At 63.2% G+C, this 14294-nt stretch carries 11 protein-coding genes; 3 read left to right on the plus strand and 8 right to left on the minus strand.

What is annotated here, in order from left to right; all coding sequences use genetic code 11:
- Window positions 1-117: 117 nt before the first annotated feature.
- Both NCR98_RS24280 and NCR98_RS24285 read right to left on the minus strand, forming a co-directional pair.
- A complete protein-coding gene (locus tag NCR98_RS24280) occupies window positions 118-2958 on the minus strand; it encodes a winged helix-turn-helix domain-containing protein (RefSeq protein WP_250527547.1) in 2841 nt (946 codons plus the stop codon).
- Window positions 2959-3093: 135 nt separating this feature from the next.
- Window positions 3094-3690 (minus strand): DUF2889 domain-containing protein, encoded by a 597-nt coding sequence (locus tag NCR98_RS24285; protein WP_250527548.1) that lies wholly within the window; start codon window positions 3688-3690, stop codon window positions 3094-3096.
- A gap of 382 nt (window positions 3691-4072) precedes the next feature.
- Between NCR98_RS24285 and NCR98_RS24290 the strand changes: the two genes are divergently transcribed.
- Window positions 4073-5236, plus strand: a complete 1164-nt coding sequence (locus NCR98_RS24290; protein ID WP_250527549.1) for a porin — start codon at window positions 4073-4075, stop codon at window positions 5234-5236.
- A 45-nt stretch (window positions 5237-5281) separates the two neighbouring features.
- Complete coding sequence (locus NCR98_RS24295) at window positions 5282-5647, plus strand: BON domain-containing protein (protein WP_250494339.1); 366 nt, start codon at window positions 5282-5284, stop codon at window positions 5645-5647.
- A gap of 71 nt (window positions 5648-5718) precedes the next feature.
- Here the strand turns inward: NCR98_RS24295 and NCR98_RS24300 are convergent, their stop codons facing one another.
- The 6 genes from NCR98_RS24300 to NCR98_RS24325 all read right to left on the minus strand — a co-directional run bounded on the left by NCR98_RS24300 (window position 5719) and on the right by NCR98_RS24325 (window position 13213).
- Complete coding sequence (locus tag NCR98_RS24300) at window positions 5719-7140, minus strand: aldehyde dehydrogenase family protein (protein WP_250527550.1); 1422 nt, start codon at window positions 7138-7140, stop codon at window positions 5719-5721.
- Between the two features lie 9 nt (window positions 7141-7149).
- On the minus strand, window positions 7150-8070 hold the full coding sequence (locus tag NCR98_RS24305) for a TauD/TfdA dioxygenase family protein (RefSeq protein ID WP_250527551.1): 921 nt from the start codon (window positions 8068-8070) through the stop codon (window positions 7150-7152).
- A gap of 28 nt (window positions 8071-8098) precedes the next feature.
- Window positions 8099-9787, minus strand: coding sequence for a GMC family oxidoreductase (locus NCR98_RS24310; protein ID WP_250527552.1), 1689 nt, complete (start codon window positions 9785-9787; stop codon window positions 8099-8101).
- Between the two features lie 83 nt (window positions 9788-9870).
- Window positions 9871-11184: an MFS transporter gene (locus NCR98_RS24315; RefSeq protein WP_250468199.1), complete on the minus strand. Its 1314-nt coding sequence runs from the start codon at window positions 11182-11184 to the stop codon at window positions 9871-9873.
- A gap of 383 nt (window positions 11185-11567) precedes the next feature.
- Window positions 11568-12185, minus strand: a complete 618-nt coding sequence (locus NCR98_RS24320) for a flavin reductase family protein (protein WP_250527553.1) — start codon at window positions 12183-12185, stop codon at window positions 11568-11570.
- A gap of 98 nt (window positions 12186-12283) precedes the next feature.
- Entirely contained in the window at window positions 12284-13213 is a 930-nt protein-coding gene (locus NCR98_RS24325; protein WP_250527554.1) for a DMT family transporter, read from the minus strand.
- 77 nt (window positions 13214-13290) lie between these two features.
- Between NCR98_RS24325 and NCR98_RS24330 the strand changes: the two genes are divergently transcribed.
- Window positions 13291-14142 carry a LysR substrate-binding domain-containing protein gene (locus NCR98_RS24330; RefSeq protein WP_250527555.1) on the plus strand — a complete coding sequence of 284 codons (852 nt, stop codon included), beginning with the start codon at window positions 13291-13293 and terminating at the stop codon, window positions 14140-14142.
- The last annotated feature ends 152 nt before the right edge of the window (window positions 14143-14294 follow it).

Genomic DNA, 14294 nt, shown 5'->3' on the forward strand with positions numbered 1-14294 from the left:
AGTTTTGTGTGCGCAATGATTACGCACTACCCCTTGAATCGAAGGATAGTGCGTTGCGGCTGCGACGGAACCACCCAAGGCGGGTGGCGTGGCTGCGCAAGAACGAATCAGGGCTCGTCAGCCTGCTCCACTGGCGGCACTGCCCAGCGTCGCGTTGCTCAGTTCGAGATCGCGCACGCGCGCGACCGCTTCGTCGCGGCTTGCCACGCCGAGCTTCCCGTAGATATTTTTCAGATGCCACTTGACGGTTTCGGGCGAAATGCCGAGCGTGCGCGCGATTTTCTTATTCGGCAGCGCGTGCGCCAGCAATCCGACCACGCGCGTTTCGCGTTCGCTCAACGTGTCGATGCTCCCGCCCGCGTTGTTGAGCCGCGCGGCCGGCTTGGCACCGCTGCGCGGCGCGCCTTGTTGCGCGGCATGCAATCGGTCCACGTAAAAGGAAAGCACGGGATCGTGCGGTTCACTCTGCTCGACATGAGTGATGAGATCGAGGGCGCCGGGGTCCGTATCGAGCAAACTGCGTATGAGACCGAGCCGGTGTCCGCGCCGCAATGCGGCCAGCACGGCCACGCGCGCCGCGTCCGGTCGGCCGCGCCGCTCATCGACCAATGCCGACTGCATTTGCAGACAGGCAACGTGCCGCTGCCAGCCGTGCGCTTCGTAAAACGGAATGAGCGATTGCAGACGCAGTGCCGCGCTTTCCCAGTCTTCGTGCGCCATGCACCAGTCGATCTGCCCGCGTGCCGCCATCGCCCGAATCTCCGCGACGGTCGTGGAAGGGGCGGCGTCGCTGTGCGCGGCGATCGTGTCGAGGCGGGTCAGTCCCGCTTGCGCCGCGTCGAACTGTCCGCATGACAGATGACGCCGCGTCTGTTCTGCCACGGCATGAGCGACGAGCCGCACGAGGCCGTGTTGCGTCGCGTATCGTTCAAGCCGTTCGAGGTATGCGAACGCGTTCAGCCGATGCCCGGTCGTCCAGTGCACCGCCGAAAGCACGGTGAACACGCGCAGCACGGAGTCGGGGATGGAGACACGCTCCAGCACGTCGATACGCTCTTCAAGCAGCTTGCGCGCGGCGCCGGGTTCGCCGAACTCGTAGAGCGCTTCGGCCAGCAACGCGGCGGCGAAACATGCGGCTTCGGCGGCCGCACTGCCGAGTCTGTCGGCCTTGCAGAGTACGTCGCGGGCAATGCGCTCGACCTGCACGAACCTGCCTTCCAGCGCATGGCTGAATCCGATCATGCAGCGGCCGTTCAATGCGCCCGCTGGCGTGCCGGAAAGCGGTGCGCCTTCGAAGAGCAGTTGCGCCGACTGCGTCTGCACGCGCCGCGCCTCTTCGTACGCGCCGTGGCGCATGTGGATCCACGAGAGCAGGTTGGTGCGCGCGCCCGTCGCGAGACTGTCCGCGTCGGCGGGAATGCCCAGCAGTTGCGGCAACATCGAGGCGGCGGCGTCGGGGTCGTCGCGTTGCACGGCGAGCGCCGTGCGCAAAAGAGCCAGGCGGTAGCGCGATTGAGTGTCGGCGAAAGGAATGTCGTCGTGCAGTCGCGCGATGGCCGCCGCGCAGGCGCCGAATTCGCGCGCATACAGATGCAGATGCGCCATCAGAAGCCGCAGACCGATGCGAGCCTGAACCTCGACGCATGGGAGCAGCCGCATGAGCCCGACGAGCTTGCGCAGTTTCCCGGCGACCTGCATGGTGCGGGCAACGCGCTGGACGAGATCGGCCGCGGCGGCCGCTTCGCCCGCGAGCAATGCGTGGCGCACCGCCTCGTCGGGATGATCGTGATCGCGAAACCAGGTCCATGCCGCCCGATGCACGGCACGTCGATGCACTTCGCTGCGCGCCTGAAAGCGTTCGAGCAGGGTCTCGCGAAAGAGCGGGTTGAGCCGATACCACGTTTCGCTGCCCGCGCTTTCGATCGGCGCAATGAAGAGGTTGTCGCTTTCAAGTCTCGCCAGCCGCACGCGCACTTCGCCCGCTGTCTGTTCGTCTCCAAGCAACGCAATACACAGCGGCGCGCAAAACAGCGTGCAGGCGGAAATTCGTATCAACAACTCGACCTCGGGGAGCGCAAGGCGCGACAACACTTCCCGCTCGAAGTACTCGGTAAGGCCGCGCGCGTCCTGAAGCCTACCGTGCGTCGAGAGATCGGCTCCGGCGATATCCGCCGCGCCTGGTTTTCTCTTTTTGAAGCGCATCGCGCACAGTTGCAGGCCGGCGACCCAGCCATCCGTTTGCTCATGCGTGTAGCGGGCATCTCGCGGATTGATTTCGCCGAGCTGCTCTCGCAGGAATTGTTCGGATTCCGCAGCGGTGAAGCGAAGATCGCGCATGTCCAGTTCGAGCACGAGTCCCTCGTCGCGCGTCCGGCCAAGCGAGAGTGGCACGCTGCCACGCGAAACGAGCACGAGGTGAAGGTTGGGCGGCGCGTAATCGAGGAGCCATTGCAACGCTTCGTGACTGCGTGCGTTGGCGAGATGATGCAGGTCGTCGAGCACCAGCACGACGTCTCCGGGATGACCGGCGATGCCGCGCACGAGCGCGATGACGGTGCGTTCGACGGCTTCGTCATCCAGTCCACGACCGCCCAGCAGCCCGGCTTCGCGGGAGATGGCGGGATCGACGTGCGCGAGGCTGGCGACGAGGCAATCGAAAAAGTGGGCGAGGTCGTTGTCTTCCGGTGCGAGGGTGAGCCACGCGATGTCGAAACTGAGCGACAGCAAGGCCTCGCGCCACGCAATCACGACACTCGTTTTGCCGCAACCGGCGGGACCTTGAAGAATCACGCAACGACTGCGGCGCGCGTCGAGCAACCGGGCGAGCAAGCGCTCGCGCGCAACGATGCGTGCGGCGCCGCGCGGTGCGACCAGACGGGATTCGGTGTTGGGTTCGATCCTGCCGTTTTGCAGGCGGCGCGAGAGCGGACGGTCCTCGAAAGGAGAATTCTGCGGCATGCTGACCTGCGCCTTGCGCGTTCCGGTTAGGCGCCTGAGCGGCGCCTGCCAGAAGACAAAATGATGACCGGCTTATTGTAGCGCAGCGCTAGTCGCGGATTTTCACGCCGGGGCGGGGCGGTCGAGATCGTGCAACTACGATATTTTACCGGCGCGTGAAGGAACAGTCTGAGAAGCTTCGCGCTCGCGCTTGCGCCGGGAGACGAAACGCACGACCTCGCCGTCCGCGCGCCACGCATGACAGGTGTCGAGCATTGGCATGTCGGCTTGGTCGGACTGCTCTTGACGGACCTTTCCGCTGGCGCGCAAGCCTATGAGCGTCTGGATAGCGGTCGTCGCAATTGGCCCGAGCAGTTCGCTCAGATGCGTGCAACCGCTTGTCCCGGCAAGGCGGCGTCTTACTTCCTTCATGAATCCCGCGCCGATTGCCACGCCCGCGAGGCACGCGTAGGCCGCGTTGATCTCCGCGCAATAGCGACTTGGCGCGGCCTCGGTGCGAGCCTCTATGCGATGGATCACGAGCCTGCTGTCGACGGTCACGACGATACGCATGTCGTGAATTGGCGAGCCGGCCGGCACGACCTTGAAGATCAGATTGGCGTCGTCGGCCTTGGTGTCGATCATGTGGCCTTCAATATCGAACAGGCCGTCGCTTCTTTCATAACCCGCACACTCGATGCGTCGGGTATGCACAGGCCGCCGCGTGACGGGCATGGATCGGATCGCGGACATTGCCACCTCGCTCAAGGATAAGTGCAGCAGATCAACGCATGGGTCATGCAAGAACCAATGCCCGGGGGCATCGGCACGCTGATGACCGGTTCTGTCGAGCGTAACGGCGCGGCGCGCTTTTGCCGCCCCCTCTTTCGGGTAGGCGTCGAGTGCCGCTCGCCCTTGCCTCGCTCGGGGTATTCCCGTCCCCCCTCGGTTCGGGTAGTGGTTCCGTCTGGCGGTCCCCGCAATATTGACTCGCGACAACAGAGACGTCGATCTTGGGCCCGCGCGCCGACTTGGCGATCCGCGGCATCGGCTCGATGCGTGTTGGCTGGCCACGGTCGACACACCTTGGCATTGCTCATGTTCACCGGATTCAGAACGAAAAGGGGAGACATGCATGCGTTTCAGGATCAGACCTGTATTCGGGGCTGTTTTGATGCTCGCCGCCGGGGCGGCTTCCGCGCAGTCGAGCGTGACCCTGTACGGCGTCGCGGACGTGTTCGTACAGTATCTGGATAACGGTGGACGGCATTCATATGCCGAGCGAAGCGGCGGGTCGACAGGTTCGCTGGTCGGCCTGAAGGGTTCGGAAGACCTCGGCAACGGGCTGAAGGCGGTGTTCGATGTCGAGAGCGGGTACAACACGAATAACGGCACTTACTTCGCCGACAGCACCGCCATGTTCTACCGGCAGTCCTGGGTAGGATTGAAGCACGACACCTACGGCCAGTTGAGCTTCGGGCGTCAATATCAGCCCAGCTTCTGGGCGGTGTATTTCACGGACCCGTTCCGCGGCAACGAAGCGTTGTCGCCGCTGGCCGCAGCCGATCTCGCCGGCGCCACCGATCGCGCCACTCTCGCGACCCAGTACGTGTCCGGGCGAACCAGCAGTTCGATCGTTTATCTCTCGCCGGACCTGAGCGGCGTTCACCTCTATGCGATGTACGCGCTGGCGTCTGCCACGACCCAGCCAGTGGCCGTCACTTCAGGCAACATGCTCGACCTGGCCGCGAGCTATTCCGGTTACGGCTTTTACGCGGGCGTCGGCTATCAGTATCAGCACGGCTCGAACGAGACCGCGCCGCTGGTGCCTGCCGCGCCTTCCCTCTTGACATCGTTCCCGTTGATGGCGACCGAGCATTTCACCGGGGCGCTGGCGTATCGGCTGGGCATCGTGAACTTCCAGTTCAACTATTCCTACAACCGCCCCAAGGATGTGCCCGATGGCGCGCTGGTAACAGTGACGCCCGCGGTGAGCCTGCCGCTCGGGACTCTGGTGCATTCGTACAGCATCATGGAGCTGGGCGCGACGATTCAGGCCACGCCTTTCGATACCGTTGAACTTGCGGGCATTCAACGCGTCGTGCGCGGCGTTCACGACAATAGCCTCGGTGTCGAGGTCGGCGTCGACCACAACATTTCGAAACGCACCAGTTTTTATATGCGCGCCGGGTACGTGAAGAACAACGGCAGCGCAAACATGAGCTGGCCCGGCGTGGCGGGAGTCGTCAGCGGCTCGAAACAAGTTCTGGGACTCGTTGGCATGACACATCGTTTCTGACGATGGGGTTCGTTCACGACAACCAAAGAGAGAAAGGAAATCCTGATGCAATCGATTAAAGCGATGCGGCTCGTCGGCGCTGCTTTCATGCTGGCGGCTTCCATAGGCGGGTCTTCCGGTGCGCACGCTCAGAGTAGTTATGCCGCGTCCTCCGTGCCGGCATCGGATGCGAAGGCAAGCAAAGCAGCCAGCAAGGCGGCCGACCGGGCGTTGCAAAAGAGCGTGCTCCGCGCACTCAGCAAGACTCGGGGGCTGCGGGTGGCCAGCATCACGGTTCGCGCGTCTGAAGGGGCGGTGATACTGGAAGGCACCGTACCGGAAGAGGCGCAGATCAGACTGGCCACTCAAGTGGCCGAAGGCGTGGAGGGCGTGAAGTCAGTGAAGAACGCGCTGACCTTGTCCACGATCTGAGGGCGCTTTGGCGGCGCCATGAGAAAGGCCTCGTGCTGCAGGCCTTTCTTTCCACCGATTCACGTGTTCCGTCAGGCAGTGACCGACTTGCATTCCAGAAACTCGGCCAGCCCTTCCGCTCCGCATTCGCGCCCGTTGCCGGAAGTTTTATAGCCGCCGAAGGGCACGGTGATGTCCATCATGGCGCCATTGATCCGCACCGATCCCACGCGCAGCCGCGTTGCGATGCGCCGGGCCCGTTGTGCATCGCCGGTGGCGATATAACCCGCAAGCCCGAAGTCCGTGTCGTTGGCGATAGCGATGGCTTCTTCCTCATCGTCGTAGGCGATCACCACCAGCACAGGGCCGAAAATCTCTTCACGCGCGATCTTCATGCCGTTGTGAACATCGGCAAAGACGGTGGGGCGCGCATAGAAACCTCGCGAGATGCCTTCCGGCCGGCCCACGCCGCCCGCCGCGAGCCGCGCGCCTTCTTCGAGCCCGGTGCGAATCATTCGCTGCACTTTGTCATACTGGGCGCGGTTGGAGATCGGTCCCATCTTCGTGGCCGGATCGGCCGGGTCGCCAACCGTCACTGCGTTGGCAACGGCGGCGGCAATCGTCACGGCCTCTTCGTAACGGTCGCGCGGCACCAGCATGCGGGTGGGCGCGACACACGTCTGCCCCGAGTTGGCCATGCATTGTGCGACGCCGCTCGTCACTGCGGCCTTGAGGTCGGCGTCGTCGAGGATCAGGAGCGGCGACTTGCCGCCAAGCTCCTGAGCGACTCGCTTGACTGTCGGCGCGGCGCTCATGGCGACTTCGATGCCGGCGCGCGTCGAACCGGTGATCGACACCATGTCCACGTCGCGATGCGCGGACAAATGCTCGCCCACGACCCGTCCTTCGCCGAAGATCATGTTGAAGACGCCTGCCGGCGCGCCCGCTTCATGCATGATTTCCGCGAAAATGACGGCGTCGAACGGGGCGATCTCGGAAGGCTTCAACAAGATGGTGCAGCCCGCCGCGAGCGCAGGCGCGACCTTGGCGGTGATCTGGTTCAGAGGCCAGTTCCACGGGGTGATGAGTGCGGCAACGCCGATCGCTTCGCGGCGTACATCGCTCTTGCCGTGATTCGTCTCGAACTCGAAATGACGCAGGGTTTCCAGCGCCGCCTGAAGCTGCGCGAGGCCGATCGGCGCCTGCAAGTGCCTGCACAGTGCGATGGGCGCGCCGATCTCGCGGCGCACGGCGTCAGCAAGATCGTCGAGACGGGCGCGATACCTTTCGATCACCCGTTCGAGCAAGGCGATGCGTTCCTCGCGGCTCGTCGCTGACCATGCCGGGAATGCAGCGCGTGCCGCGGCCACGGCGCGGTCGGCATCGGCTGCCGTGCCCATCGCGAGCTTGCCGGTTGGTTCCTCGGTGACGGGATCGACGATATCCATCAGCGTGCTGCCGGGGCACGGTTCGACCCACGCGCCGCCGATGTAGAACGTGTTCAATATTGTCATGCCGTCTCCTCAGGCTATGCCGACCGGACGGTCGCCGATTACCGTGGCGCGCATCATATGGCGCGGCGCGGGGAAGTAGTCCTGCACGGCGTAGTGCTGACAGGCGCGGTTGTCCCAGAAGGCGATCGTGTTGGGTCTCCACTTCAGACGAACCTGGTATTCGGGCGCCTGAGCTTGACGGAACAGGTATTGCAGCAGATCCATCTCGGCGAGCTTGTAGTCGAAGCCGACGAGATAAGCCTCAGCCGTCACGTGCCCGTAGTTCGATAGATGCGTGGTAAAGGCCTCATTGACGTAGAGAACCTTCTCGCCGGTTTCCGGGTGCACGCGCACCACCGGATGCGTGACCGGCGGAAACTTCTGGCGCATGACGGGATGCTGGTCCTTCGGCAACGCCGTGCCGAACAGCGGCAGAATGTCGTGGACGGCTTCGAGATGAGCGATGCGTGCCTTGATCTCCTCGGGAAGGTTCGCATAGGCCGCGACCATGTTGATCCAGATCGTGTCGCCGCCCACGTCCGGGCATTGCACGCAGCGCAGCATCGAACCCATGGATGGAATGTCACGCCACGATACATCCGAGTGGTAGATGTTTTCGCGTCCACGGCGCGTTTCGTTGCGCCCGAGGATCACCAATTCGGGATGCTCCGGGTGATGCGGAAACGCCGGGTGGATCTCCAGTTCGCCGAAGCGCCGCGCCAGCGCCACATGTTGGGCCGGCGTGATGTCCTGATCGCGGAAAAACAGGACCTTGTATTCGAGCAGCGCGCGGCGCAAGGCGAGACAGGTGTCGTCGTCGAGCGGATCGCGCAGGTCGACGCCTTCGATCGTCGCTCCGATCGTCGGCGTGTGACGCTCCACCGCGAAGGGCCATCTCTCGGGTACGGCGTGCGTCGTGTTGAACGCGGGTGCGGTTTCGATTGCTTGCATGAGATGCTCCATTTGAAGCTGTCCGAATCTATCTGTTTGCGGCGCGGATCAAGTCCGCCGCCTTCTCGCCGATCATGATGGCCGGCGCGTTCGTGTTGCCGCCGATGAGCGTCGGCATGATCGACGCGTCCGCCACGCGCAGACCGTCGATGCCGCGCACGCGCAGGCTTGGATCGACGACCGCCTGCGTGTCGATGCCCATCTTGCAGGTGCCGACCGGGTGATAGACGCTGTCGGCCTGACTGCGCACGAACGCACGGATCGCGTCTTCGTTCGAGCCGTCGGGTCCGAAGTCGTCGGTGAGCATTTCTTTGCCGCCTGCATCGGCCAGAGCGGGTTGCGCATAGATGCGGCGCACGATTTTGACGCCCGCAACGAGCGCGTCCATGTCCGCTTCGGCGGAGAGAAAGCGCGGGTCGATCGACGGAGCATCGCGCATGTCGGCCGTGCGCAGACGAACATGACCGCGGCTCTCGGGCCGCAGGACGTATGCATGACAGGAATAGCCGTGTCCGAGCTTCGAGCGCTTGGTTTTGTTGCGATCGCCGAGCAGCGCCAGCACGAAGGCCAGTTGCACGTCGGGCACGGCAAGGTCGTGACGCGTCTTGACGAACGCACCCGCTTCGGCGAAGTTGGAGCTGACCATGCCCGTGCGGTTGCGCCGGTATCGCACGATCTCGGACATGAGACGCAGGAAGCCGCCGGCTGAATAGCCATAGAGGTCCGTCGACCTCACCTGCTTGTTGACGATGACGTCGAGATGGTCCTGCAGGTTTTCGCCGACGCCGGGCAGGTCGTGAATCACGTCGATGCCTACGCTGCGCAGATGTTGCGCCGGACCAATGCCGGAGGCCATCAGCAGTTGTGGCGAATTGAACGCGCCGCAAGCGAGCACGATCTCGCGGCGGGCCCGCAAGGTTTGCTCGACGCCCGCGCGCACGACGTGAATGCCACTTGCACGCTTGCCCTTGAAGACGAGACGAAGCGCTTGGGCGTCGGTGAGCACGGCAAGATTCGGCCGGCCTCCGCTGAAGCTCGGGTCGCGCTTGTCGCCACGATGCAGATACGCGCGCGCGGCATTCCACCGTTCGCCATTCCATTGCGTGACCTGGTAGAGCCCTGCGCCTTCCTGCTCCGCGCCGTTGAAATCGTCGTTTGGGCGATAGCCGGCTTGCAGCGCGGCCGCGACGAAACGCCGGGAGAACGGATTGGGCGTGCGCAGGTCGCTGACGTGCAGAGGGCCGGTGCCGCCGTGCCAGGGATCGCCGCTGTCGTCGAGGAAGCGCTGGTTGCATTCGCTGCGACGGAAATAGGGCAGTACGTCGTCGTAGCTCCAGCCGGTGCAGCCGAGCTTTGCCCACGCGTCGTAGTCGCTGCGGTGCCCGCGGATGTACACCATGCCGTTGATCGACGAACTGCCGCCGAGTCCCCGGCCACGCGGCTGGAAGGAGGGGCGACCGCCGAGACCGGGCTGCTTCTCGGAGTGGTAGGCGTAGTTGCGCGGACCGTGCTTGCGCACCGTGGCCGCAAGGCCGATAGGCGCCCATACGCTTAGGTGGTGGTCATGGGGACCGGCTTCGAGAAGCGCGACGCTCACCGACGGATCTTCGGCCAGTCTGGCCGCCACCGCACAACCGGCCGATCCCGCGCCCACGACGATGTAGTCATACTCCGCAGCGCTCGTATCGGGCTGCTGGTTTCTCTCAGGTCTATTCATGGCTCGGTTTGCGGTTCAGATGAGCACGGTGTTTCGCTGCTTGTTCGCCGGAAGGCAGTGGGGAGGCCTCGGGGCAAGGTCCATCAGGCGGGGGCGCGGGCGGCCACGTGCTGCAACGTCTTCACGGACTGCTCGGGACGAAGCCAGCGCAGCGCGGCGAGCGCGGCGGCAAGCAGCAAAACGGCACTCACGACGAAGCCGAGTTCATACGCATGGCTAGTGCCGCCGCCGTGGGTCTGCACGATCCGCCCCATCACCGCCGGTGCAATGGCGGCGCCGAGGCTTGCGAGCGCGGTGTGGATCGCGACCAGCGCACCGCGTTGACTATCCGGCACTATCTCCGCGAGCAGGGCGGGCGCGAGCGTGAAGCTCAGTGTCGGCAGCGCGCAGGCGATGGCTAGCAGCGCGACTTTCTGAATGGGCGGCGCATTCAGCAGGATCAGCAAGACGAACACCAGCGCGCCGGCCATGGCGCTCAGGCAGATTGGATGCACCCGCGCCCGGCGGCTCGATGCGCCGCCTGCCAGCATGCGCTGCGAGATCCAGCTGAGGCCAAGGTTCACGGGCGCCGCCGTGGCGACCACTGCCGCGAAGCAGCGGCCTGCCTCGACGCCGGAGAAACCAAGCCCTTTCTCGAGATAAGTGGGCAGCCAGGTCAGGCTGAGTCCGAGTGTCCAGTAGGCCGTGAAGCCGAGCGCGAACACGGAGAGGACCGAACGGTCCGTCAGGATGCGGCGATACGAAAGCCGTTGCGACGAGGCAAGCGCGGATTGATTAACGGTACGCTGGTTGCCGCGCGCTGATCGTCTCTCGTCGATCGGTCCTTCGCGGCCGAAGCATAGCCAAAGCACGCACCAGATCATGCCTATTGCGCCGAGCAGCACGAAGTTCATGCGCCAGCCCCATTGCTTCGTCACGAGCGGAATCAGCATGCCGGCCAGCAACATGCCAGCGGCGGCTCCCTGATTGATTACAGCCACCGGCAGATTGCGTCTGCGATCGGGAAACCATTTGTACAGCGCGTGCACGGAGACCGGAAACGACGGTCCTTCCGCCGCGCCCAAAATCACCCGGCAAGCCAGCAGCCCGAGTGCGCTCGTGGTCAGCGCCTGCGGCACTTGCAGCACCGCCCAGGCCAGCCCCATGGCGAGCAAAATCCAGCGCGTCGCAATGCGGTTGGAGAGAAACCCGACGACGACGGTCGAAGCCGAAAACAGCCAGAAGAAGCTGCCGGCGACGAGGCCGTACTGCTGCGGCGACAGATGAAGTTCCGCCGTCAGCGGCACGGCCACCAGACCCAGCACGATCTTGTCGAGAAAATTGATGAGGGAGAGGGCCGTCAGCATGACGGTCATGGTCCATGCCGGGCGCGACTGGAAATCGGGCGGAGACATCATGCTCAGTCCCGCCGGAAGACGCTGTCGCCGGCGCCTGAAGCGGCCGTGAGGAACCTGGGTTGCATTGTTGTCTCCTTGGTATTTTTCTGGCCTCGCCGCATACGGCGGCAGGCCAATGACGGGCTCGTAACGTCACGGTAATACCTAGGAGTGGGAGGCAACCCACCCGGAACAGGTAGGGGAGGGAAAACCTTGTTGATGGCCGGGGATGAGCGGTGGGCAGCAGGCCGCGCGTGGGTTTCCGGCTTCCGCAAAAGGAAGTGACCTTGCACCGGTGTCTCGCGCGAATCTTCAAAGAACGGCCAATGGCTGGCGTGTATGCAAGAAAGTATCAGTCTGCGGTCTCGTCGTTCGGATACGCGGCTGAGTTCCTTGCTCGACCCTCACGCTCTGAACGTCTTTCCGAGTTCGTGATCGGCGAGTCTGAAGTAGTGGCGGAAGTTATAGACCAGCGGTGACCATTTTTTGGCATCGATATGGTGCATGTTCTTGACGAAGGCCTCGTCTGCATGTACGCGAACGATCTCGACTTCTGCGGCGACGCCACCGCCAAGCGCTTGAAGTTTCTCGCCGCCCATTCGGTGAATGTGCCGCACGCGAGCCTCCAGATGCATGGGACACTCAGCAACGCGATAAGGCTTCACGCAATCACTGGCGAGCTGAGTGAACCCCGCTTCCTCGAACTTGCACTTCTCGAAGCGAAATTGCTTTTTCTTCAACTCGGGGACGGGGTTCTTTCCAGTCAAAGGCGCGAGTTTTTCGACCTGCTTCCACATCTCCGGCGACGGAAGATTGATCACACATTCCGCATGCCGTTCGAGATTTTCAGCCGTCTTTGTCTCGTCCAGCAAGCCGAGCATGAGCGTCCAGCCGAGCGCCCAGAACGACGACATCGGCGCGAGATTGGTCGTGCCGTCCTCGTTGAGCGAGCTGATCAGAGCGACCGGTGTGCCGAAGTAAAGAATCTTCGGTTCGATTGTCTGGAAGATGCGTTGAGCCATCGTGTCCTCCTTCGGGTCAAGGGACAAGCAGATGATGCTCAAGTCATTTTGCGACAGTCGACTGCGGCATGTTTCAGCGTCATGTGAAATGTCGACCGTCAACTCGGCACAGGCGTTCGCGTCATCAAGACGATCCCTGTCGCCGCCACGACGGTTCCGGCAAGCATCGACCAGGAAAGTGGTTCACCGAACATGGCCCATGCCCATACGAGCGTGACCGATGGGCTCAAGAAAAGGACGCTCGATACTCTCGCCGCTGACGAACGCTTCAGACATAACCAGTACAGACCATATCCGCCAATCGTGGAGAGGAGCGCCGTCCAGACCACGCTGGCGGCGAATCCCGTGGTGGCAACCGGCGCGATGCTTCCTTGAAATGTCTGCAGGCCGAGAAAAACCACGCACGTCACGCTGCAATGGAGCCAAAGGGTGGCCAATAGACTTAGCGAGCCAAGACGACCGGACGCGCGTTGCTGCCACACCGTAGCCACGGCCAAGGACGCCATGCCTGCCACCGGCAGGCCGTACGCCCACACAGGAGCAGAACCAAGTGTAAAAGCATCGCGACTGACGAATAGCACGCCTGCCACGCCCAGCGCCATGCCAAGCCACGTCCGGCGTGAACCACGCTCGCTGAAAAACACGCACGAAATCACCACCGTACCGACAGGCAGAAGGTTTGCGATCAGCGCAGAAAGTCCCGCCGATACCCCGAGTTCAATGCCCTTTCCGATGCCGGCGATATAGCCCGCCATCGCGAATAAGCCGATCACGCCGTGCCGCAGTAACACGGCGGGCGGCGTGCGCATGATTTCGCGCGCCACGAACGGAAGCAGGCAAAGCGAGACCACCGCGCAACGCCATAACACCACGAGGAAAACTGGTGCGTAGTCGGCGGAAAAGCGCATGCCGACGAAGCCGGAGCTCCACGCGACGATCATCAACGCTTCCAATGCCGGTAAAGGCAAGCGCAGCGGCCGCAGTGCGAGCGGGCGGGATGTCGGGCAAGGTGTCGAGAGCTTGGTCATGCACCTAGCGTAGACAGTGCACGACGATTCGAAAATCAAAATATACTGACCATCTCGTTCAATTCGGTTAAACCACCATGGAAGCGGTCCTCGACATCGAACTGTTGCGCACGTTTCACGCGGTAGCGCGACTCGGCAAATTTCGCTCGGCAGCGGAGTTCGTGCACAAGAGCCCGGCCGCGATCAGCATTCACATTCAGCGCCTCGAAGCGATTGCTGGCGGCCGCTTGCTCGATCGGGACAATCAGGCGGTGACGCTCACCGTGCTCGGCAAGCGGTTACTTTCCAGTACGAGTGAGCTACTAAACGCGCACGACCGTGTTTTGCAGGATTTTCATGGGAAAGCGCTGGCGGGGAGGGTCGTGCTGGGTGTGCCGGATGAATATGCATCGCATGTGATTCGCGACATTCTCCCCGGCTTTTCGACAACGTGGCCCAACGTCGTGCTCGAAGTGAGGACCGCACCGAGTCTCAAACTGCGTGACCAGGTGGGCCGGGGCAAGCTCGATGTGGCGCTATTGGTTCAGCCTATCAAGGCAAGCAGGCCCGCTGAGGTGCTGACAGTGACTACGCCGGTATGGGTCGGAAGCGCGGCATTCACGCTGGACGAGAGCCGTCCGCTTCCGTTGGCTCTTTATGCCGAGCCTTGCCCGTATCGTGCAGCGATGACCGATGCGCTGGAACGCGCCGGGCGAACTTGGCGGGTAATACTCGATAGCGCTTCGAGCCAGGCCATCAAGGCATGCGTCGAATCCGGGCTTGCGGTCACGCTGTTGGACCGCGCGCGCGTGAGCGAAGAGATGAGAGTGTTGGACAAGCTGCCGCGCGTCGTGGACCACGAAGTGGTTTTGATGCGGGATGCCGGCGGCCGTGGTAGCGAAGCGATCGACTTGCTCATTGCCACCCTCCGGGAGAATTTCCGGCTCTAGGAATGGGATGGCTTCGAGGCGTGGGCGTTGTCGGTTTCGCCTCAAGTACTTGGACATGCGCTCGACTTCTCAAAGCAGAGGCTTGAGCGGCGAACGGGCACGCGCCAACAGGAGCATGCCCGCCTGATTCTCGATGCGCGATTGAATCCGCG

Origin of the sequence: Caballeronia sp. GAWG2-1 (genome assembly GCF_023631405.1) — a bacterium.
In the GTDB taxonomy this organism is placed as follows: domain Bacteria; phylum Pseudomonadota; class Gammaproteobacteria; order Burkholderiales; family Burkholderiaceae; genus Caballeronia.

Coding starts and splice junctions, on each gene's coding strand:
- NCR98_RS24280 (WP_250527547.1), bottom strand. CDS start 2,958: ATGCCGCAGAATTCTCCTTTCGAGGACCGTCCGCTCTCGCGCCGCCTG.
- NCR98_RS24320 (WP_250527553.1), bottom strand. CDS start 12,185: ATGGCTCAACGCATCTTCCAGACAATCGAACCGAAGATTCTTTACTTC.
- NCR98_RS24295 (WP_250494339.1), top strand. CDS start 5,282: ATGCAATCGATTAAAGCGATGCGGCTCGTCGGCGCTGCTTTCATGCTG.
- NCR98_RS24330 (WP_250527555.1), top strand. CDS start 13,291: ATGGAAGCGGTCCTCGACATCGAACTGTTGCGCACGTTTCACGCGGTA.
- NCR98_RS24285 (WP_250527548.1), bottom strand. CDS start 3,690: ATGTCCGCGATCCGATCCATGCCCGTCACGCGGCGGCCTGTGCATACC.
- NCR98_RS24325 (WP_250527554.1), bottom strand. CDS start 13,213: ATGACCAAGCTCTCGACACCTTGCCCGACATCCCGCCCGCTCGCACTG.
- NCR98_RS24315 (WP_250468199.1), bottom strand. CDS start 11,184: ATGATGTCTCCGCCCGATTTCCAGTCGCGCCCGGCATGGACCATGACC.
- NCR98_RS24305 (WP_250527551.1), bottom strand. CDS start 8,070: ATGCAAGCAATCGAAACCGCACCCGCGTTCAACACGACGCACGCCGTA.
- NCR98_RS24310 (WP_250527552.1), bottom strand. CDS start 9,787: ATGAATAGACCTGAGAGAAACCAGCAGCCCGATACGAGCGCTGCGGAG.
- NCR98_RS24290 (WP_250527549.1), top strand. CDS start 4,073: ATGCGTTTCAGGATCAGACCTGTATTCGGGGCTGTTTTGATGCTCGCC.
- NCR98_RS24300 (WP_250527550.1), bottom strand. CDS start 7,140: ATGACAATATTGAACACGTTCTACATCGGCGGCGCGTGGGTCGAACCG.